This is a genomic window from Pseudorhodoplanes sp., from assembly GCF_050250235.1.
Classification (GTDB): Bacteria; Pseudomonadota; Alphaproteobacteria; order Rhizobiales; family Xanthobacteraceae; genus Pseudorhodoplanes.
On record NZ_JBFWPA010000028.1, the window covers coordinates 16,844 to 37,890 of the forward strand.

General features: G+C 59.1%; 21 protein-coding genes. 18 read left to right on the top strand and 3 right to left on the bottom strand.

What is annotated here, in order from left to right; translation table 11 throughout:
• Window position 1 precedes the first annotated feature (1 nt).
• Window positions 2–1,126 carry an alanine racemase gene (alr, locus tag AB7F49_RS14520; protein ID WP_428523474.1) on the bottom strand — a complete coding sequence of 375 codons (1,125 nt, stop codon included), beginning with the start codon at window positions 1,124–1,126 and terminating at the stop codon, window positions 2–4.
• Window positions 1,127–1,345: 219 nt separating this feature from the next.
• On the opposite strand from alr, the gene AB7F49_RS14525 reads away from it, so the two are divergent.
• From AB7F49_RS14525 to AB7F49_RS14540, 4 genes are all read left to right on the top strand, one after another.
• Window positions 1,346–2,014 (top strand): GntR family transcriptional regulator, encoded by a 669-nt coding sequence (locus AB7F49_RS14525; protein ID WP_428523476.1) that lies wholly within the window; start codon window positions 1,346–1,348, stop codon window positions 2,012–2,014.
• A 162-nt stretch (window positions 2,015–2,176) separates the two neighbouring features.
• Window positions 2,177–2,821, top strand: a complete 645-nt coding sequence (locus AB7F49_RS14530) for a hypothetical protein (protein WP_428523478.1) — start codon at window positions 2,177–2,179, stop codon at window positions 2,819–2,821.
• Window positions 2,822–3,317: 496 nt separating this feature from the next.
• The gene (locus tag AB7F49_RS14535) at window positions 3,318–4,718 is read left to right on the top strand and encodes a site-specific DNA-methyltransferase (RefSeq protein ID WP_428523480.1); all 1,401 of its coding nucleotides are present in this window, start codon (window positions 3,318–3,320) and stop codon (window positions 4,716–4,718) included.
• Complete coding sequence (locus AB7F49_RS14540) at window positions 4,708–5,391, top strand: DUF5681 domain-containing protein (RefSeq protein ID WP_428523482.1); 684 nt, start codon at window positions 4,708–4,710, stop codon at window positions 5,389–5,391. The genes AB7F49_RS14535 and AB7F49_RS14540 overlap by 11 nt, the downstream gene beginning before the upstream one ends.
• Before the next feature lie 58 nt (window positions 5,392–5,449).
• Here the strand turns inward: AB7F49_RS14540 and AB7F49_RS14545 are convergent, their stop codons facing one another.
• Complete coding sequence (locus AB7F49_RS14545; protein WP_428523484.1) at window positions 5,450–5,671, bottom strand: hypothetical protein; 222 nt, start codon at window positions 5,669–5,671, stop codon at window positions 5,450–5,452.
• 425 nt (window positions 5,672–6,096) lie between these two features.
• Here AB7F49_RS14545 and AB7F49_RS14550 point away from each other — a divergent pair, with 425 nt between their 5' ends.
• The 3 genes from AB7F49_RS14550 to AB7F49_RS14560 all read left to right on the top strand — a co-directional run bounded on the left by AB7F49_RS14550 (window position 6,097) and on the right by AB7F49_RS14560 (window position 7,245).
• Window positions 6,097–6,543, top strand: a complete 447-nt coding sequence (locus tag AB7F49_RS14550; RefSeq protein ID WP_428523564.1) for an Hsp20 family protein — start codon at window positions 6,097–6,099, stop codon at window positions 6,541–6,543.
• A gap of 97 nt (window positions 6,544–6,640) precedes the next feature.
• On the top strand, window positions 6,641–6,874 hold the full coding sequence (locus AB7F49_RS14555; protein ID WP_428523486.1) for a hypothetical protein: 234 nt from the start codon (window positions 6,641–6,643) through the stop codon (window positions 6,872–6,874).
• Between the two features lie 32 nt (window positions 6,875–6,906).
• Window positions 6,907–7,245 (top strand): hypothetical protein, encoded by a 339-nt coding sequence (locus AB7F49_RS14560; RefSeq protein ID WP_428523488.1) that lies wholly within the window; start codon window positions 6,907–6,909, stop codon window positions 7,243–7,245.
• Between the two features lie 125 nt (window positions 7,246–7,370).
• On the opposite strand, the gene AB7F49_RS14565 is transcribed toward AB7F49_RS14560, so the two are convergent.
• On the bottom strand, window positions 7,371–8,420 hold the full coding sequence (locus AB7F49_RS14565; protein ID WP_428523490.1) for a DUF4268 domain-containing protein: 1,050 nt from the start codon (window positions 8,418–8,420) through the stop codon (window positions 7,371–7,373).
• Window positions 8,421–8,829: 409 nt separating this feature from the next.
• Here AB7F49_RS14565 and AB7F49_RS14570 point away from each other — a divergent pair, with 409 nt between their 5' ends.
• The 11 genes from AB7F49_RS14570 (at window position 8,830) to AB7F49_RS14620 (ending at window position 21,039) form a co-directional block, all read left to right on the top strand.
• Complete coding sequence (locus AB7F49_RS14570; protein ID WP_428523492.1) at window positions 8,830–9,288, top strand: RidA family protein; 459 nt, start codon at window positions 8,830–8,832, stop codon at window positions 9,286–9,288.
• A gap of 106 nt (window positions 9,289–9,394) precedes the next feature.
• Window positions 9,395–10,966 (top strand): ABC transporter substrate-binding protein, encoded by a 1,572-nt coding sequence (locus tag AB7F49_RS14575; RefSeq protein ID WP_428523494.1) that lies wholly within the window; start codon window positions 9,395–9,397, stop codon window positions 10,964–10,966.
• A gap of 75 nt (window positions 10,967–11,041) precedes the next feature.
• Entirely contained in the window at window positions 11,042–12,037 is a 996-nt protein-coding gene (locus tag AB7F49_RS14580) for an ABC transporter permease (protein ID WP_428523496.1), read from the top strand.
• 3 nt (window positions 12,038–12,040) lie between these two features.
• Window positions 12,041–12,946, top strand: a complete 906-nt coding sequence (locus AB7F49_RS14585) for an ABC transporter permease (protein WP_428523498.1) — start codon at window positions 12,041–12,043, stop codon at window positions 12,944–12,946.
• Window positions 12,943–13,974 carry an ABC transporter ATP-binding protein gene (locus AB7F49_RS14590; RefSeq protein WP_428523500.1) on the top strand — a complete coding sequence of 344 codons (1,032 nt, stop codon included), beginning with the start codon at window positions 12,943–12,945 and terminating at the stop codon, window positions 13,972–13,974. The genes AB7F49_RS14585 and AB7F49_RS14590 overlap by 4 nt, the downstream gene beginning before the upstream one ends.
• On the top strand, window positions 13,971–15,050 hold the full coding sequence (locus AB7F49_RS14595; protein ID WP_428523502.1) for an ABC transporter ATP-binding protein: 1,080 nt from the start codon (window positions 13,971–13,973) through the stop codon (window positions 15,048–15,050). Before AB7F49_RS14590 ends, AB7F49_RS14595 begins: the two co-directional genes overlap by 4 nt.
• A 26-nt stretch (window positions 15,051–15,076) precedes the next feature.
• Window positions 15,077–16,864: a M28 family peptidase gene (locus AB7F49_RS14600; protein WP_428523504.1), complete on the top strand. Its 1,788-nt coding sequence runs from the start codon at window positions 15,077–15,079 to the stop codon at window positions 16,862–16,864.
• Window positions 16,865–17,022: 158 nt separating this feature from the next.
• Window positions 17,023–18,408, top strand: coding sequence for a M20/M25/M40 family metallo-hydrolase (locus AB7F49_RS14605; protein WP_428523506.1), 1,386 nt, complete (start codon window positions 17,023–17,025; stop codon window positions 18,406–18,408).
• Window positions 18,409–18,411: 3 nt separating this feature from the next.
• Window positions 18,412–19,209 carry an SDR family NAD(P)-dependent oxidoreductase gene (locus tag AB7F49_RS14610; protein ID WP_428523508.1) on the top strand — a complete coding sequence of 266 codons (798 nt, stop codon included), beginning with the start codon at window positions 18,412–18,414 and terminating at the stop codon, window positions 19,207–19,209.
• Window positions 19,210–19,366: 157 nt separating this feature from the next.
• Window positions 19,367–20,128 (top strand): FadR/GntR family transcriptional regulator, encoded by a 762-nt coding sequence (locus tag AB7F49_RS14615; protein WP_428523510.1) that lies wholly within the window; start codon window positions 19,367–19,369, stop codon window positions 20,126–20,128.
• Between the two features lie 137 nt (window positions 20,129–20,265).
• Window positions 20,266–21,039 (top strand): SDR family NAD(P)-dependent oxidoreductase, encoded by a 774-nt coding sequence (locus AB7F49_RS14620; protein WP_428523512.1) that lies wholly within the window; start codon window positions 20,266–20,268, stop codon window positions 21,037–21,039.
• Window positions 21,040–21,047 lie beyond the last annotated feature (8 nt).

A 21,047-nucleotide genomic window follows, 5' to 3' on the forward strand; every position in this document is an offset into this window, starting at 1 on the left:
TTCAGACATAGACACGACGAAGGCTGCGGCCGAAACGCTGCAGCATTTCCAGAACGCTCAACTCGTTTCGTGCGCAGAAATCTAAGAAGGAGATCTGATCTCCATCTTGTTCGCCGACGAAAACCACCTCGTCGCCAACCTCGACGGACGGATTTTGCGTCACATCGATGATGGCGTGCTCCGTCGAGAAAGAGCCCAACACGGGGCAACGTCGACCACGAATAAGAACGTCAGCGGCGGGTAGGGTGGTTGGAATGCCATCCTTAAAGCCGAATGCTGCCACGGCGGTGCGGAGCCTCCCTGCCGGCCGCCGCGCGGCAGATCCGTAGCCAACGCCGAAATCGTCGGGTAAATCGCGGACCTGAATGACGCGCGACTTCACCGCTTTGATGACGGGTTGCTGTGGTACAAGCGCCGCCCAGTCCCCTTCCATGACGCCGTAAAGCAATCGCCCTGGTTCGATCGCCGTCAGCGTGAGATCAGGATACGCCGCGAGGACGCGGCTGCTGGCGATCATGCGATACCGTGGTTGTAGCCCCGCAGACCTTGCGTCCTCCACTGCGTGAGCGAACACCGCAGCTTGGCGGGCTGTCGTCGCGGCGCTGTCAGGATTGCTGAAGTGACTATATAGGCCGAGAACGGCGGTGTTCGGTGCTGCTTTCAAGGAAGCGAATGCACGTGCCCAATCTGCCGGCACGAAACCTAGCCGCCCATAGCCGCAATCGATCTCAACAAAAACATCAGCGTGCAAGCCACTGGATGTCAGAGCCTCCAGCCCCTCGAAATCGTGCACAGTCAAGACGATCCCGAGCTTTGCCAGGCATTCCGCCTGATCCGGTGTCGTGCCGGCAAACAGCAGTATTGGCTTATCAACACCCCCTGCGCGCAGACGAAGGGCGTCCTCGGGGTCGGCCACTGCGAACGCGTCGGCACCCGCCTCCTGCATGACGCGTCCGACCCTTTCGGCGCCGCACCCATAGGCATCGCCCTTACAAACGGCGAATAACGCTGCTGTGCCGGCGAGGCGCTTAGCCGTTCGCGTATTCGCTGCTAATGCGTTGAGGTCGACCTCGATCCACGCCGGTCGCATCGGCATCGACAATTTCGCCCCCTTAATGACGATCAATGAATTCGCTAATGGATACATTATTTGATTTATATTGCAAGCGAAGCTTTGTGACGCTTGCTCCGAGGTGGGCCATGGTTCAGCCCGGGGAGCCGGGATAGATTGGCGAACTTTTGCGTGTCACCGGAGGCAAGCGAGCGCCCTTTGCTGCGCTTTGGCTAAGTAGAACCATCATGCCCCGACGGCGATCCACATGCATTCAACAGGCGGACGAACCCAGTGACGGAACAAGCGACCATGCACCGCACATTTGCGGCCTACTCGAAGATGAAGAACTTCATCCTGTCGGGAGAATGGCCGCCGGGGTTCCAGGCTTTTGAGCCGGAAATCGCTACGCAGCTTGGCATGAGTAGAACTCCCATCCGCCAAGCACTCATCAAAATTGAAGCCGAGGGCCTGATCCGCATCGTCCCGCGACGCGGTATCTATGTCATTCCGCTCTCAATCGAAAACGTGTCGCACGTCTATCACGTGCTCATCGCCCTGGAATCGATGGCTGCGGAACTAGCGGCAAAACTGAACCATTCAAAAAGTGCTATCAAACTCGTCACCCGTAGCATTCAGCAGATGGAGAAAGCAGCGTCCGCTCGAGATATAATGTCTTGGTCTGCCGCCGACAGCGCGTTTCACGATTCCATATTGCACCTTGCAGACAATCCTTACCTCGTTGAAATGGCAAAGACGTTCCGGGATCGTATTCAGCAGGTGAAAGCGCTGCAGTTGAGGTTCCAGCCTGATGCCATGTTATTGAGATCGATCAAAGAACATCGCGGCATTCTCGATGCGATCACGCGAAGAGATGAACAGGCAGCGTCATTCCGAGCTCGCGAGCATCGTCTAGGGGGCCTTCAAATGATAACAGACATCATTGAAGGTCCACAAAGATAATACGATCCTGACCGGTCGCGAAGCTCTCATCATGAGTTATCAGACCTACGGGCTGCGAGGTCTTAACGGCAGATCAAAGGTCGGCCGATCACTTCGTCCGCGGAGATGCAATCTCATCGCTCACTTGACCGTCCGTCATTAGAAGCGTATAGTGACGCTTCAATGAACTACAAGCGCAATCAGATATTCGAGGCGATCGCAGGCGTTTTCAAAGCGACCGGCGAACCTGTGCCTGCGGCACTCGAAACAAAGCTGCGACGCTTGCTCGAACTCGATAAGGAACTGGGCTGCACGCCGCGCTCAAGCGATCCTGAGCGCGCGAGTTTTGCGTTCTACAGTGCCGCGCCGCAAGGCACGGGAGTCGATACGGAGTTCTCAGGTGCCGATGGTTTTGCGGTAATGACGAGCCTTCGGCTGCTGGAGCATGGTTTCCCCCAGCGTTCGGCCGTTACGATCATGCGCCGCGTTCGGCCGCAACTCGAAAAGGAGCATGCCCGCATCTTGCGGCAAGACCCCCGCAAACTTTTTGATGCGGAGGTTGTTCGCGACAGGGCGCAGCCGGGAGCGCTTGCATTCGGCAATACCGATCCCGTCATCCTAGCAATCGTGTCGGCGGGCGCCTCTTCGCAGGAACGAACGGCGCAACGCGCCTGCGCGGTGTGCCGGGGGCAAGAAGCGCTCGCCGCATTTCTAAATCAGCATCGTTCAGCACCCTGGACCGCCATGGAACTCAGCAACGGGACGCATCTTTTCGCGCAAGAATTGGCGAAGACGAAGCCGCGCATGCGCGGCCACAAAAGCCGATGAGTCATGAGAAGGAGAGGGAGAACCTGCATGGCGGACTATGGATCGAGAAACTCTCCGCTTGAAATGCCGGCCCCGATAGTGCCGTCGCAGTTCCGAACGAGTGCTGCGCTCGCAATTCTGCCGATCATGGCTGTCACTGATCCCTTTAGTCGAGGTGATGGGCAGATGCGGACGGAAACGCTTCGTAGACTTTGCAAGGAACAAAAGCTGGCGAGTCGCCGAAGACGGCAAAAACCGCGGTGGCCGGCCGGCAAATAGGCCGTCCGCCGGCTGCATAGATTTGAGGACTTCTCCTCGACGGAGGGCGGATTGATAAAGCAATCACGGTCGCTCGACCGATAAAGCCCGACACGCCGTTTCAGGAACGAAGCGGCCGTAGGGCTTCGCCGCGTGGCCCTCATGTGAGGGCGGCTTCGGCGAATTCTCGTTTCACAAGATCGGCTCATTCATTCGCACGGGACGGCCTGCGTGGCCGCGCGTGCGTAAGGATACCCTCATGCCACGAGACAAGATCGAACACATTCCGGTCGGACAGTTGCGTCCTTGGACCCGCAACGCTCGCACCCACTCCAAAAAGCAAATTCGTCAGCTCGCGAACAGCATACAGGAATTTGGCTTCATCAATCCCGTCCTGGTCGATTCCGAAGACAATATTCTAGCGGGTCATGCCCGGGTGGCGGCGGCAAAGCTGCGCGGTTTTGATACGGTCCCCTGTCTGCGCATCGAAGACATGACGCCGGCGCAAAAACGCGCTTACGTCCTGGCGGATAACAAGCTCGCCCTCAACGCCGGCTGGGACGAGCAAATCCTCGGCGAAGAACTGCAGGCGTTGATCGCGCTCGATCCCGAATTCGACATCGACATTCTCGGGTTCGACACACACGAAATCGACAATCTGATCGAGGGGCTCGGTGCGCAAGAGGCCGGTGATCCGAAAGACGAGCGCCTGCCGGCGATTTCAAAGGGACCTGCGGTCTCACAGCCCGGCGATCTATGGCTTCTCGGCTGTCATCGCCTCATTTGCGCGAATGCGCTCGAGCAGGCGACTTACGACATCTTGCTGGCCGGCGAACTCGCACAAATGGTGTTCACTGATCCGCCTTATAACGTTCCGATCGCCGGCCATGTCGGAGGCTCCGGTGCGATTCAGCATCCGGAGTTCCTCATGGCGTCGGGTGAGATGTCTACGGAGCAGTTCACCGATTTCCTGGGTACGGCTACTCGGCTTCTCGCCGAGCATAGTGCCGACGGATCGATCCACTTTCTATGTATGGATTTTCGGCACCTGCAAGAGATCCTGACGGCGGGTCGCGCCGCTTACACCGAACTTAAGAATTTGATCGTCTGGGCAAAGGACGTTGGCGGCATGGGGACGTTCTATCGCTCACGCCACGAATTGATCCTTGCCTACAAGAACGGCACCGCGCCGCACATCAACAACTTCGAGCTCGGCCAACACGGCAGGTATCGGACGAATCTTTGGGAGTACCGTGGCGCCAACAGCTTCAAGGCGGGCCGCATGGAAGAGCTGGCGCTGCATCCGACTGTGAAACCGGTGCAGATGATAGCCGACGCGATCAAAGATGTGTCGCATCGTGACGGCATCGTGCTCGACGTCTTCGGTGGCAGCGGTTCGACGCTCATCGCCGCGCACAAGACGGGCCGTCGCGGGTACCTCGTCGAACTCGACCCGACCTACGTCGACCGCACGATCCGTCGTTGGCAGACCTATGCGCATGACGACGCGATCCTCGCAGCGACCGGCGAGACGTTCGACGCGGTGGCGCGTCAGCGGCGGGGCGCGTCGCGTCAACCGCCGCAAGCTCTCCCCTCGACCGATCAGGGCGATCACGCATCCGCGGGTGCGGCCGCCGAAGGAGGCTGTCATGAGTCTTGACGGCGACGATGACGCCGCGCGCCCGCGCAAGGATGGGCGCTTCCGAAAAGGCACGTCGGGCAATCCGCGCGGGCGGCCACGCAAGAAAAAGCCGCAGGGTGTCTGGCTCCCTTTCGATGAGAAAACCGAAAGGATGCTGCGCGAGGACGCGAACCGCTTGCTGTCATTCCCTGATGGCAGCCAACGAACGGTTCATGAAACCGCAATCAAGCAACTTGGCAACGCTGCCGCGAAGGGCAAGCCCTGGGCCTTGCGTCAATATTTCGAGCTCCATCTCGGGTTCGAACGCAATGACAAGAAGGCCTATGACGAATTCGCGCAGACTGCCATCGAGCACAAGCTGTTCTGGACCGAAGAGCTCACGCGGCGGAAACGGCTCGGCATAACAGATCCAGGGCAGCTGCCGCACCCTGACGATATCATCATCGATCCTCAGACCTATGAGGTTCGCGTCGAAGGCCCTGCGACCAACGAGCAAAAAGAATTCTGGGACCTGTGGTGGGGTCGCGCCCAGGAGCTCGAGGAAGAAATTCGCGAATTGGAAGAGGACCTGAAAAAAGAGCCGGACGATACGATTCTCAAGGATGACCTCGAACATAATAAGCGGCTTCTTGCTTTGATTCCGGAGCGAATCAAGAACTGGCCATCGGCTAAGAAACGGTCGTCGCGGTGAAACGAGCACTTCCGATATGGCCCGCCGACACGCCGTGAAGGAGTGTCGGCGGGTTTCTTCACCTGAAGTATTCGACTTCCGGCGCTTCGAGGAACTCCGCGATGTCGAGGAGCGTCGCGTCGTAGCGATATCCCAACACAGGGCAGTTCAACGAAACTTCGACCAGCATATAGTCACCGAAATTATCGATGCTGTCGAAGCGGCGCGACTTCCGGATTCTGTATCCTTCGCGTGCCGCTCTGCGTCGAAGCCGACTTTCCAGGCTTTTGGTCGTAAGCATGTGTCACCTCATCGTTCGAGTGAAAGAAGAGGCTGGGCTCGTACCCTGATCTCGCTCGTACGAAGCCCACGCCACACATGCCTTGCCTTGACGCGCCACTACCGAAGCTATGCTGTCGCTCGCGGCAGCCCCTCGATCTCAGATCAGGTCGACCTCGGCGAAGGCTTCGATTGTGGCGCGGCGGGACGAGGAAAGGAAGGTTTCGGTTTTCGGCCTATGAAGCTTTCGCCGGGCCGCCAGCCCGCATTCGGGGCATCTGCGTCGAGGATGCGACGTTGCTCGCGGAAGACCATTGCCGCCCCCTTGAAACCTTTTCCGGCTTTCCTAGTTTTTTCGGCGCCGAGGCCCGGATGGGCTTGACTGATAGGGCGCCGGCGGGTGTCCGCCGGTGGTCATTCCATGTTGCTCAAATTGGAGGATATGGCATGAGATACGACTTCTCCCCTTTCTATCGTTCGACGGTCGGCTTCGACCACCTGTTCGAACTGCTCGACGAGGCCGGCCGCACCGAACCTGGGAGCTGGCCGCCTTACAACATCGAGAAATCCGGCGACGAGCGTTACCGCATCACCATGGCGGTGGCGGGTTTTTCTCCGGACGAAATCGAGTTGGTCCAGCGTGAGAATGAACTCCTCATCACCGGCAAGAAGGCGCCGGAGCCGGACGAGGGGCAGATGCTGCATCGCGGTATTGCGATCCGCGCGTTCAAGCAGAACTTCAACTTGGCCGACCACGTGAAGGTGACGTCAGCCGCACTGGAGAACGGCCTGTTGAGGATCGAACTCTTGCGCGAGGTGCCTGACGCCCTGAAGCCCCGCCGCATCGTGATTGGCAGCGATACGCGGCGCATCGAGCAAGCCAAGGCCGCCTAGGCAAACATCGGCTGTGCCGCCCGTCCTTTTCTGTGGCACAGTCTCGCGGCTAAGGCGCCGCATCATTCACCAATTGCCGTCTAGAGGTAGGACGAAGATGACTGAACTGCAGAACGCCCTGGCCGTGGCGCGACGAAAGGCGATCGCGCGCTACAATCGCCTGCTGCACACCAAGCTGACCGAAGTGGAGCGGCGTTACGTCCGCAAGCGCATTGCGCAAGAGCACGCCGAGCTTGAGCGGCTGAAGCGGCAAGCCATACAGATGGCCGACATGGCCACGGTGGTTGCCGCGCAGTCCGGGCTGCGTGGGAACAGTCCTGCACTCGTATGAGCTCAACAGCCAGCATCGCAGGAGATGAAGTCATGACTCACGATCGAGATGATACCTTCGACCTGGATACGCTCTTGCACCCGGCGCAGGCCTTCGAATGTCCGATGGATGTCGTGCGCGACGCCGATCTGACGCTCAACGAGAAGCGGGCGATCCTTTCGTCCTGGGCGTCGGATGCCTGTGCCGTGGAATCCATGCCGGCGCTTCGAAAGACGCCGACCGGGCGGACCGTTCCGTTCGACGAGGTGATCGACGCGTTGCGAAGTCTCGACGCTGATGCGAAGGCCGCAAAATTCAAACCCGTCGGCCGCATCAAGAGGGCGCTCCGCAGGCGGCATGGCGGAGGCGGGGGAGGGCTCGGCCTCCAATAATAAAGGCCTCACGAAAACCGGGCAGGGGATACGACGGGAGTTGCTCGTCGCCCCCTGTCATGGGCACGGGGTAGCCGCAAGCGCGTCCGGGCCCTCACCCCCAAACTCGCCCTTGCCCGCGTCGGCTACTTATCCATCATCTCTGCTGGCACGATCGCTGTGGCATCGACGTCATGATCGACACGATCATCGGACGTCGCTATCGAGGGGGATGTCACCGTCACGCGCGGCACGAACACCGTCTTGAACTTGTCCATGGTCGCCAACATCCAGGCGTGCTGCTGCGGCCACCGGCTCTCGTCGGCCGGATCGGTGTCCTCTTTGTACCAAAGAATGCGGGCGCGTTTGCGCTCCGGCAGCCGCTTCCAGACCAGGGCGTGGCCAAGCTCGCGTTCGATCTCCGCCCGTTGCTGGTGGAGCGCGTCGAACAGCGCTTTTTCGGGATCGTCGCCGATGTAAAGCTCAACCGATAGACGCCTCTTCTCGATCCCAATGCCTGGAGCGACGCTGACGCCGGAGCGTCCGATCGAAAATCGGAGCAGAGGCTCGCGGATCGAGCGTGGCATGCGAAAGGCGGAATGTTGGGCTGTGAGGTAAGTGGCAAACGCGCTCCAGTAGGCCTCCCGCACGTGATGGCGGCGGGTGGTGCTTTCCTCGCTTACGGCCCGCGCCGCCGCACGAACCCGCTTTGTCCAGTCATTGGGGCCGGCGACGATATTGAACCGTGGGGCCGGCGGGGAGCCTGCGATCCGCCACAGCGCAATCTCGATGGCGAAGAAGGAATAATCCTCCGCCGTATTGGCGTTGAGCCAATCGATGGCGGCGCGATGATCGGGTTGGATTGCCTCGGCGATCCACACGATGGTCTTCGCTCCGTCAATGCCGGCGAGATACGTAAGAATCTGGCCCAGGTGGCTGTGGTCCGTACGGCCGAACTGGTTCTCGATAAGGACGCGATGCTCGGGCTCGTCCGCCGCTCGGGCGAGAATATCGGCGCGGAAGGGACCGACCCAGTGTTCGACTGCCTCGGTTTCGAGATCGAGGCCAAGCGTCTCACCGAGCAGCGCGATAGCTTCGGGCTCGGCCAACCAAGGCGTGAAATTGCCGTCCTCGGTTGGCCATGCCTCGCGTAGAGACACCCCAGTAAAGCTGCCCAAAGGGATCACGGCTGCCATCGTCCACTCTCCATCATCCCGGTGGGGAAGTCCCCCAACCGTCACGGGCCACATCGCTCTGGTGCTGCGCCAAGTCCAGGCAATGGCCCTGCGTCGCGGCAAGAAGAGCAGAGAATGGTGAATAAATATCCTTATTTGGGATAACCGATTATAGGATAGAGCTTCCTGGTCGAGGGCGCCGCGCGCCCCAACCTTGATTTCTCCGGCGGGCTTGGTTCAAAGGAACTCAAATTTGCACCGTCCCATCTTCGCGATGGGATGCCTTCGCTGGATTGAAGGCGCACTTACGCCACGGACAGCATTCTTAAACGCGACAGGCATGTAGAGATCTCTCACTTGACAAATGATCAGACAACTTTCACTCTCGGAATCGACAGATTGTCTTTGGCCGGAGAGGGAAAGGTGATTAATGCGTGTCGAAAGCCGCTTGCGCGAACTGGGAATTGAATTACCGAATCTGCCAGTACCCGCTGGAAGCTTTGTAGATTGCGTTCAGGTCGGAAATCTTTTGTTTTCTTCGGGCAAGGGCGCACGGGGCTTGGACGGTAACCCGATTGTTGGCCGCGTCGGTGAAACCGTTTCCGTGGATGAGGCTTATGAACATTCGCGGCTCATCACGCTCTATTTGATGGCCAGTTGGAAGCAGGCGCTTGGCAGCCTTGATCGCGTTAAGCGTGTCGTAAAGGTTTTGGCCCTCGTCAATGCGACGCCGGATTTCAAAGAGCACCCAAAGGTCGTCAACGGCTGCTCGGATTTTCTTCTGAATGTGTTTGGCGATGCAGGTCGGCACGCACGTTCCGCAATGGGCGCTGGCTCCCTTCCGAACGGCATTAGCGTTGAGATTGAGGCCATCGTCGAGACGGATTGATGTTGGGCGGCGCACAGCCATGCGGTCGGTGCAAATGCCGGATTGAAGTTGAATTTATATTGTTTCTTTACAAGATCGCCGATCAGGCCATGACAGGGAGGGGACAGTGCGCACGATTTATTCGATGGTGAGCCGAGTGGCGGTGCTTCTTGCATTTGCATTCGCTACAACGACGGGAGCGTCCGCGCAGAAGTCCGATAATATTTTGAACTTAGCGGTTCCCGTCGAAATCGGGACCCTGGATCCACACGCGGTCCATATGGATGCGACGTTGACTGCGAAGGTGAACACCTACGATCCCTTGTTTCGCTGGTATGGCGTTCCGGCCGAATTGAAGCCGCATCTGGCCACCGAAGCGACGGCGTCCGCCGATGGACTAGTTTATACGGTCAAGCTTCGAAAAGGCGTCAAATTTCAAGACATGACGGAGGTGACGGCCGACGACGTCGTTTATAGCGTCGAGCGTGTCCTGGCTCTCAATCGTGCTCCGGCCCGCTTTTTCTCACCATTGATCGCGCCTGGGACGACCAGGGCGATTGATCGCTACACGGTCGAGTTCAAGCTGAAGCAACCTGCGGCTCCGTTCGCCGGCATGTTGTCTGAACTGTACGTCGTGAACAAAGCGCTGATCCAGCAGCATGAGAAGGACGGCGATTGGGGCGTGCCATGGGTTAGCAAGAACCCGGCGGGAAGTGGCCCCTTTCGGGTGACGGAATACGATCCGGCAACGGGATGGTACGCCGAGCGATTCAAAGACTATTTCCTCGGCTGGGGCGACAAGGCTGTTGACGGCATTCGCATGCGCACGATCCGCGAGCCCAATTCGCAGGTTCTCGCCCTCTCGCGCGGCACGACCGACATGTATATGAACGTTCTCTCGAACGATCAGGCCGATCGCTTGCGCAAGTCACCCAACGTCGTTGTTCACGATTTTCCGCATCAGCGGATCTTCGTCGTGCATATGCATAACCAGCGTCCGCCCTTGAACGACGTTCACGTTCGCCGCGCCATTTCTTATGCTTTCGACTATCAAGGACTTATTGATGGCGTTCTGGGCGGAAAAGCTCAACGGATTCAGTTTCCGTTACCACCTTCGATGTGGGGATATCCAAAGACCGAAGGCTACACCTACAATCTCGATAAGGCGAAGGCGGAGCTGGCAAAGGCTCAGGTGAAGATCGATCGGCCTTTGCAGATTCATGCGCAGACGGGCAATCGCGTCTCCGAACAAGTCGCTCAGGTGCTGCAGGCTTCGTTGCGCAAGATTGGCATCGAAGCGAACATCGTTTCTGAGCCTTGGTCGACGCTCGCCAGCAAATGCCGATCGGCTGAAACCGCGCCCGATTTCTTTGGGATGTGGAAGGGACCGGATTATCCGGACCCGCACAATTGGCTCGGCGACATGTATGACAGCCGTAACGGCGCGAGCTATACGACGTGCAGCTTCTACAAGAACAAAGACGTCGATGCGGCGCTCTCGGAAGCCTTTCGTCTGCCCGATCAAAATGCACGCCGCGTTCTCTACGAAAAGGCCGCACAGCAGATCGTCGACGACGCAGGGAGCCTGTTCCTTTTTAACCTCGTCTGGCAGCACGCAATGAACAAGCGCGTGCACGGTTATGAATTTACGCCCGTTGCGCTTGGGCACAACGTCAAGCCGGTCTGGCTGGACAAGTAGTCACGCAATTGCCCCTTCGGCTGCGGACGCGCTCTGCAGCCGAACCTTCCCGGGCGTCTGCAAGGACAGCCAATCGTGCCTACTCTTATAAGTCGTCTGCTGGGTGGCGTGGTGACGCTGGTTGGCGTCGTCATCGTAACGTTCTTTATCGTCAACCTCATTCCATCGGACCCGGCGGCGGTACTCGCGGGGCCAGGAGCCAGCTCCGAATTCATCGCAGAACTGAGGACGAAATTAGGATTGGACCAGCCTCTCCTGGTGCGGCTGGCGCATTATTTCGGCCGACTGATCCAAGGCGACCTCGGCGTGAGCTTCTACACGGACCGCCCGGTCATTCATGACCTGCTGGCGCGGCTGCCTGCGACGTTGGAACTTTCGCTTGCCGCGCTTTTGCTCGGCCTCGGCGTCGGCATCCCCGTCGGGGTTTACTCGGCGCTTCATCGCAATTCGATTCTCGATCATGCCGTTCGAGCCGTCACGGTTTCAGGGTTTGCGATCGCGAGCTTTTGGCTCGCGATCATGCTGCAGCTTTTCTTCGTGATGCGCCTCGATCTCCTGCCGCTGTCTGGGCGGATCGCGGGTAACGCTCCGCCGTTTTTCACGGGCTTCTATACGATTGACTCGCTGATCGCAGGCGATTGGCGCGGGTTTACGTCGGCACTCATGCATTTGGTGCTGCCGGCGTTCACTCAGTCGGTGCCTCTGACGGCTACGATTGTCCGTTTCATGCGTGCCAGCGTTCTCGACAATGTCGGGAGGCCCTCCGTGCAATATGCACAAGCGATGGGGCTGCCTCCCTCCTTGATTACGTGGAAATACGTTGTACGCAGCGCTCTCAAGCCAGTTATCACGCAGGTCGGCTTGGTGTGCGGCGCCATTCTCGGTGGTTCGGTTGTCGTCGAGTCGATCTTCGATTGGCCGGGTCTCGGTTTCTATGCATTCAACTCAATCATCATGTCCGACTACAATGCGGTTATCGCGTTCACGATTTGGATTTCGACGATCTACGTATTGTTGAATATCCTGGTCGATTTTGGACACAAACTCGTCGATCCGCGGGAGCTTCGTTGAGCCGTGGCCGATCTCTTCAGACGACTTCTTGAGGACCGCCTCGCAAGCATTGGCCTTGTCATTCTGACATTGCTGGCTGTGGTTGCCGTTGCCGCCCCCTGGCTCGCGACGCACCCGGATCAGATTTACGACATGTCGCCGATGGAGCGGCTGCAAGCACCAAGCGCGAGCCATTGGTTCGGCACCGACAGTATGGGAGCGGATATTTACAGCCGACTCTTGTTCGGAACGCGGATCACTTTCATGACCGCCGTTGTCGCGATCTCGGCAGCTTTGGTCATCGGTGTCCCGTTGGGACTTTTGATGGGCATGGGAGAAGGCCTGATTAGCCGCGCGGCGGATCGTATATCAGAAGTGTTCCTGTCGATTCCGCAGATCGTCCTGGCGATCGCCATTGCGCAAACGCTTGGTCCTAGTCTTCGGAACGTCATCCTCGCCCTGTCTCTGACCTATTGGCCCTGGTTCGCGCGGCTGGTGGCGGGCGAAACGCGCTCTCTCCGCAAGGAACTCTTCGTGAAAGCGAGCATCTCCTTGGGCGCAAGCCCGGCACGTGTCTTATTTCTGCATATCCTGCCAAACCTTGCTTCGCCGCTTATCGTGCGAACCACGCTTGGCATGGGGTATGCGATATTAACTGCCGCCGCGCTGGGGTTTCTTGGGCTCGGTGCGCAGTCGCCGAGTCCGGAATGGGGGCGCACCATTGCGGAGTCGCGGGAATATCTTCCGGACGCCTGGTGGTATGCGCTCGCGCCGGGCGCTGCCATTTTTCTCGTCGTCATGGGCTTCAATCTGCTTGGGGACGGGCTGCGCGATATTCTTGATCCCCGTACACGCCGTAGCGCCCAGGTGGCGCCGCGTAAGAGCTCGAGATGGCCGTTCTTCAACCGGCCGGTGAGCGCCCCAAAATGACAGAAGATCGCTTGCTGGAGGTTCGGAACCTCTCTGTTTGGTATCACACCGATCGTGGGCCTCTCGAGGCCCTTGACGCCGTGAGCTGTTCGCTGGGAGTCGGGGAGGTTCTCGGCCTCGTCGGCGAGAGCGGCTGCGGAAAAACGACGCTGGGCCGTGCGCTGCTCGGGATTCTTCCGTCGAATTCAGATCTGCGCGGCGGCGAGATCATCTTCCGAGGCGAAGATTTACTGAAGCAGAAGCCGACCGAGGTTCGCCAGTCAGTGCGTGGACGCGCGATTACGCTCGTTCCTCAGGACCCCTTCGCGTCATTCGATCCGTTGTTTCGCGTCGCGTCACAACTCGACGACCTGATGCAGTGGAAATCGCCGCGACGCAAGGGCGGCCGGAATCCCTGGTTTCCGTTGTTCGCCTGGTATGACCGCGCCCGGCGCAGAGAAGATCGCGCAGCGGTCATGAAAATGCTGACCGATATTCAGTTGCCCGACGCTGAGAGCGCGGTTCAGAAGCTGCCGGGGCAATTGTCAGGCGGCCAGTGCCAGCGGCTCTTGATTGCGATGGCGCTTCTGCCTGAACCGCAGATGATCATCGCGGACGAGCCGACGACTGCGCTTGACGTTACGATTCAGGGCCAAATCCTGAAGCTTCTCTTTCAGGTCGTGCGCGAGCGTTCTCTTTCCATGATCTTCACCACGCACGATCTGGGTGTGGCGTCGGAGATCTGCGACCGCATCATGGTGATGTATGCGGGGCAGGAGATGGAGACCGCGCCCACGGAAACCTTCTTCACTCAGCCTCGGCATCCCTACACTGCGAAACTTCTCGAAAGTCTTCCCGCGCGCGGCGGTGCGTTGAAGGACATTCCAGGTGAGCTTCCGCCACTGGTCAATCCGCCGGCAGGATGTCGATTCCAGACGCGCTGCGAGCGGGCGACGCCAAAGTGCTGCACAACGCGGCCGCCGCCTCTCACCGTCGGCGATCGCCATAGCGTTCATTGCCATCATCCACTGGGGGGCGGATTCTCGTGACGGATTCTGTCGCAGCGCGGCCTGATGCCGACCCGCAAACGCTGGTGGCGATCAGTGCGTTGAAGACCTGGTTCCCGGCCGCGAAGGGCCGAAGGAACGACGCTGTCCTGCGGGCGGTCGACGACGTCACGCTCACCATCCGCAAAGGTGAGATTCTTGGCCTTGTCGGCGAAAGTGGATGCGGCAAATCCACACTTGGCAAGACGCTGATGGGAATGGAGAAGGCAAGCGGGGGGCAGGTCCTGTTCGACGGCAAGGACATGCTGCTTTTGTCCCAGCCGGAACTTCGATCCATGCGCCATAAGATGCAATACGTCTATCAGGACGCCGGCGCGTCTCTCGATCCTCGCTGGACCATTCGCAAGTCGCTCGAGGAGCCGCTCGTCATTCACACGCAGATGAATCGCGCCGAGCGCAACGAACGTGTGCTGGAAGCGGCGCGCAGTGTCGGTCTGCAGGAGACGCATCTTGACCGATATCCGCATGAACTCTCCGGCGGACAACAACGCCGCGTGGGCTTGGCGCGGATTCTGACACTTCATCCGACGCTGGTTATTCTGGATGAACCTACGGCCGGTCTCGATGTCTCGGTTCAGGCGACGATTCTGAAACTCGTTCTTGGTCTGCGATCGGACTACGAGCTCACATATCTTTTCATTTCGCATGACCTGTCCGTGGTGCAGGCGGTCTGTGACCGCGTGGCGGTCATGTATCTCGGACGTATCGTCGAGATGGGCCGCGCAGAGAAACTATTTGCTGCGCCGCGTCATCCGTATACGCGCGCTTTGCTGGCGGCGGTTCCGAAGGTCGGCTCACGCACCATCGTGACGCGCCCCCTTCTTGCGGGCGATCCGCCAAGTCCCAGCAACCTGCCCAGCGGGTGCCGGTTTCGAACGCGCTGCGAGCGCGCGCAGAGCAAATGCACCCAGGTCGAGCCCGAATTGGAATTCACGGCCGGCGGATCGGGGCTGGCATGCTGGTTTCCCGTCGAGGTCGATGATGTCGGCGGCGACGTGCCGATGCCCACACCGAGCGTGCGGCCCGTCTCGACCTCTAGCGCGCAGTCGATTCCGTAAAGACGTTGTTTCTGAAAGGTACCGCGGTGGCCAATTCCGATATGAACTACGATGATTTGCTCGCTTCGCTCTCCGTCGATCGAGTCCGTGCCAATATCGAGCACATAACGCAGAAAATTCCGTCACGCCTGGCTGGAAGCGAAAATGCGCGCCGCATGGCGGAGTTCAGCGCGCAACAATTGTCGGCCGTCGGCGTGTCTGCTCGTGTCGAGGCAATTCCAGGTCTCGTCAGCTTTCCCGACAAGGCCGATTTCAAAGTGACAGGGCCGAAGGCCGAGACAATAGAGGCCAACACGCTGGGGCACAGCGTTCTCACGTCACCAGGCGGCGTCAGCGGCGAGCTCCTCGACGTCGGGTCGGGCGGTGTCGACGGCTATAAGGGCAAGGATGCCAAGGGCCGCATTGTTTTGTGCGAGCTGTCCTACAGCCCCGGCCGGCATGAAAAGCAGAGGCTGGCGGCGCTGAACGGCGCTACCGGCTGCGTCATGATGAACTGGGGGCACCCGGAGAACAAAGAGCTGCCGTTCGGATCGGTAAAGCCAGTATGGGGCAATCCGACGCCCGAGACGCTCAAGACGGAAATGGCCACGCTCCCGTGCATCGGCATCGCGCGCACCGATGGGCTTCGCCTCCGTGAGGCCGCCAATAGCGGATCGGTTCACGTCAATTTCTCTACCAACGTGGATAATTGCTGGAAGGACATTCACCTCACGACGGCGGAAATCCTTCCCTCGGAGGATAGCGACTACGTTCTCGTCGGAGGGCATCAGGACTCATGGCCGGGAGAGCAAGCCACCGACAATGCCGCGGGATCGGCCTGCATCATCGAGCTGGCGCGCTTCTTCAACGAGCGGCGCGATCAGTTGCGTAGGGGCCTGGCGCTTGGCTTCTGGACGGCGCATGAGACAGGAACGATGATTGCGTCGTCCTGGTATGCCGACCGGAACTGGGACGATCTTCGTGACCGTGCGGTGGCGTATTTGCAGATCGATCAGCCCGCTTGCGCCGGCCATACGGAATGGATATCGGCATCGAGTGTGGAGCTGCGGCGCTCGCACCAAGAGATCGAGAAGGCGCTACTTGAAGGGCGTCACGCAAACTGGAAGCGAGCGCCGAAGACTGGCGATTCCTCTTTCTTCGGTCTAGGCATTCCGATGCTCGCCGCGCAGGGCTCCTTTACGCCGAAAGAACTTCAAGCCACCGCTTTGGCGACACACGGCTGGTGGCACCATTCCACGGCCAACACCATCGATAAGCTCGACTGGGCTTATATGCGGACGCATCTCCGCATCTATGCGGCATGGCTTTGGAATCTGTGCACGGCGCCGGTACTGCCCTACGAATTCGTTTCCACCGCGGACCAACTGATCGAGCGCTTAGGTGAGTTGAAAGCCGCCGGCGAGAGCGTCGGCCTAGCAAGCGTTTTGAAACAAGTGCAGGCTTTGCGTGCGGATGCCGCCTTGCTTGAGCAGACGGCCGACACGTGGCGTCGGAAGTATGCCGAAGGCAAAGTCTCCGATGCGGATCCCGGCAAGATCCTTGACGACTGCTTCAAGCGCCTGTCGCGCAAATTGCTGCCGGTCGCGAGCACGGCGAAAGGGAAATACGGGCACGATTCGTATGCCTATACGCCGCAGGGATCGGTTATTCCTGGTCTCTATGACGTACCGAAACTCACGTCACTCCCGCGCGGAAGCGAGGATCGCGTCATGCTCGAGACCGGACTGGTGCGTGAGCGCAATCGCGTCTCGGACGCGATTGAGGAAAGCCGTGCTGCCATTGCGGACACGCTCAACCGCCTTTCGCATCTCTGACCGCGGCTAGGGCGATTCATCATTTTAAGGAATCGATGGGTCGCCCAGGCTTTCCATCTCGTTGCGTTTCTTCATGCAGACCGGATCAGCCTTTTTCCAGAGTGCCCTAGGCTGTCTGACGATAGGCGTGCGCGGGGGCGCTTCAAGGATATGACGACGTGAATGCGGTTGAATCTTTCGTTGACGCCAACTTTTCTCGTTTCATCGACGAGATTGTCGAGGCGTGCCGCATTCCGTCATTGAGCAATGATCTCTCCGAGCTTCGGCGTTGTGCCGATTTCATGGCGAGGCATCTTCGCCAGCTCGGCGCATCCGTGTCGGTGATGCCGATCGGCGGAAACGGCGACCCGCCCGTAATCCATGCAACCTTCTCAGCGCCGCAGTCCGCGCCGACGCTCTTTATCTACGGGCATTTCGATGTGCAGCCCGCCAATGAAAGCGGCTGGTCGTCGCCTCCGTTCGACCCGCAGATCAAGGACGGTTTCATCTACGGTCGCGGAACGTGCGACAATAAGGCTCAGCTTTTCGCGCATCTCAAGGCGATCGAGACGATATTGGCGGTCTTTGGAGAACTTCCGCTCAATATCGTTCTTCTTCTTGATCCTCAGGAAGAGATCGGCACGCCACTGATGGCGCCGTTCGTAACACAACACCGAGAGATGCTGCGCGCCGATTTCGGCCTGACCGCCGATACGGAAGCCGCGCCCGGAGACCGCACGACCGTGAAATTCGGAAATCGCGGGAACTGCTATTTGACGCTGCGTGTACGAACGGCAGGCCGCAATGTTCACTCGGGCGCATATGGCGGCTTGATGCCGAATGCCGCGTGGCGGCTTATAGATTTTCTCGGAACGGTGCGGAGCCGCGACGGCCTTGTCCTGATCGACGGATTTTACGATGACGTCGCGCCGCCGTCCGAGGCGGAGCTGGTCGCCGCGAACGCGCTGCCCTTTGATGCTGCGGTGTTCCAAAGTCAGATGCAGTTGGACGATAAGAATGTTCCCTCCGCGGAGACTGCTTGGGAGAACATCATGTTTCGCCCCACATGCACCGTGACGGGGTTAGGCACGGGCGCCGGCGGATATTCGACGCAAACCGTTATTCCCTCCGAAGCCGTCGCCGGGCTGGAGATGCGGCTCGTGAATGACCAAACGCCTGAGGACATCCTGGAAAAAGCGAGAGCGCACGCCGCGCGCCACGGCTTTGATGATGTGGTCATCGAAGAGGGCATGATGTACCGGCCCTCGCGCACACCGGTTGACCATCCGATGGCAAAGGTCGTGTGCGACGCGGTTAAATCGCAGTTCGGTCACGAGCCGCTGATCGTTCCGGTATCGGGAGGGTCGAGCCCCCGTTACATCTGGACGGAGATCGCCGGCATTCCTTTCGTCGACGTTTCTTATGCGCAGAACAACGCTTCTTCGCACGGACCGAACGAGTGCATGTCTTTGAGCCGACTGCGGCAAGGGATACTAACGACCGTGCAGATTATTCAAGGTCTGGCCCAGCTACGGACGGGCCCGCATACGCCACGCGCGAGCTGAGCCATGATGGCTCTCGAATCCGGTCTGCGCCTTGCCGGAAGGCGTGCCCTTGTCACTGGCGCTGCGCGCGGAATTGGCCGGGCGATCGCCGATCTCTTTTGCCGACACGGCGCCCTGGTTGCGCGCATCGACAAGGATGGCGATGCGCTCGCCGCCAATGAAGGGCAATATATCAATCGGGAAAACAACCTACTCGTAACGGCGGATGTCACTTCAGTTGCAGCCATTGAGGAGGCCGTGTCGCGTACGGCCAGCCATTTTGGTGGGATCGACATTCTCGTCAACAACGCCGGATTGAGCGTGAGAGGAGCGTTTGAGGAAACCGCGATCGAGGATTGGGATCGGGCAAACTTGAACGGCCGGTGCGTCTTTCTCGCGGCGCGTGCAGCGCTGCCGCATATGAAGGCGGCAGGGGGCGGCGTCATCGTCAATATGGCATCCTCGGCAGGAGCGGTCGCCTCGCGCGGGATGCTTGCTTATGGGACGGCCAAAGCCGCCGTCATAGCGATGACCAAACTGATGGCGCTCGATCTTGCAAAGGATGGAATTCGCGTGAACTGCATCAGTCCGGGGCTGACTGAAACTGAAATCTCGCGACAGAACCGCGCGCGCCTCGCAGAGAAAAGGGGGCAGACGTTGGAGGAGGTCACTAAGGTGATGTTGTCGCGCTATCCTCTGGGTAGGGTTGGCGCTCCAGAGGATATCGCTAATGCAGCTCTGTTTTTGGCAAACGACGAATCGTCTTGGATCACTGGAATTAATCTGGCTGTCGACGGCGGGCGCAGTATCGGCGACTATTAGATGAAAGCAGCGCGCAATATCCCGACACGTGCCTTATAGATTATGATGCAAGCTCGCTGTGGCTGGACGCTTTCACTTTTAGGGCATGCTATTCTTTAAAAAGTCATGCGGCTGCTTTAGGCAGTTGTCAGACAGGTGCACCATCGCAAAGAGAAAAATGTCGAAAAAAGTTCAAAATCTTTCGCTGCATCCTCCGGTTGGTCGGCAACCGAAGCTGGCCGACCAAATATACGATGATCTGTTGCGCGATATCGTTTCGCAGCGCCTTGAAGACGGTCAACGTCTTCCCGGCGAAATAAGCCTGTGCGAGCGTTTCGGAGTGTCGCGGCCGGTCTTACGTGAGGCATTGGCGCGGCTGAAGGCTGATGGCCTGTTGGTTGCAAAGCAGGGTGCAGGGAACTTCATCTCCACGCCGCAGGAAGGCGAGCTGGTCCGGCCGGCGGGGCGTGATCGTATTGCTGAGATACTGGCCGGCCTGGACTTCAGAATCGGACTTGAGGGCGAGGCGGCCTTTCGAGCGGCGGCGAGACGGACTGCGGATGATTTGAAGGCCATTAGTTCTGCGTCGATTGAGTTCGATCGGGTCAGTAATGCGAACGAAATCGGTATTAATACGGACTTTCGTTTTCATCTCTCAGTCGCGCAAGCAAGCCACAATAAGCATTTTGTCGAGAGCCTTTGGTCGGTTCATCGGACGATCGGTCATGAGATGACCTTGCTCAATCTTTCGGCCAGAAAATCCAGAACGCGCGTTTTGGAGGTTCAACGCGAACACAACGACATCATCAAAGCCGTTGCCGCAGGCGACGGTGACGCGGCAAGAGAAGCGATGCGTGCGCATATATCAAATTCGCACAATCGCATCGCTTCGCTCGCGGCAAAGCGGCAGGATTCGCGCGGCGATAACGGGCGAAAATAGCGCCTTTTCCACGCGGGAAGCTGCAGTGGTGGCGGCGGACACCGCTACCTGCTCCTTGCTACACGATGACGGAGCGTGTCGTCATTCCGCGATACGAGACCGGAACTACACTGAACTTAAAGATGGGATCCATTGTGATGTCTCGTTTGAATGGGAAGGTTGCCGCAATTACCGGGGCGGCGGGAGGCTTGGGACGAGCGGTGACGATGAAGATGGCGCAGGAAGGAGCGAGGCTTGCGCTGATCGACTTGAGCGAAGATCTCCTCGCGCCGCTTGCAGGCGAAGTGCGAGACAAATTCGGAAGCAATGTCCTCACTCTGGCTGGAGATGTGACGGAAGAGGCGCCCGTCCGGGAGATGTTCGACAAGATTCACGCGCATTTTTCGCGCGTCGACGTTCTCGTGAACAATGTGGGAGGCACGCGCAACGAAAGGCTGTGGGAGGCCACGGTCGAGCAATGGGATTTCACGATGAAGTGGAATCTCCGTTCCATGTTTCTTTGCACACGTGCCGTCTTGCCCGGCATGATGGCGCAGCGCGATGGCCGCATCATTTGCTTTTCTTCGGGCGCGCGCGAAGGAACGCCATGGACGGCTGAGGATCAGGGGGCCGCCGCTTACTCGACGGCTAAGGCCGGCGTGCATGGGTTTGTGCGCGACGCGGCGTGGGAAGTGTCGTTCTATGGCGTGCGTGTCAATGCTGTCGCGCCGGGGCCCATCATTCATCCGCGCGTCAAAGAGAGATACGAACGCTGGAACGCTACGCTTGAGCGGAGCCCGAAACGTATGGTCCCGATGGGACGCTATGGGGAAGCGCACGAAGTCGCGGACGCGGTGGTCTTTCTGGCCTCAGACGAGTCGAGCTATATTACGGGCGTCACGCTCGATGTTTCCGGAGGGCGCACTGGATAGTGCACCTT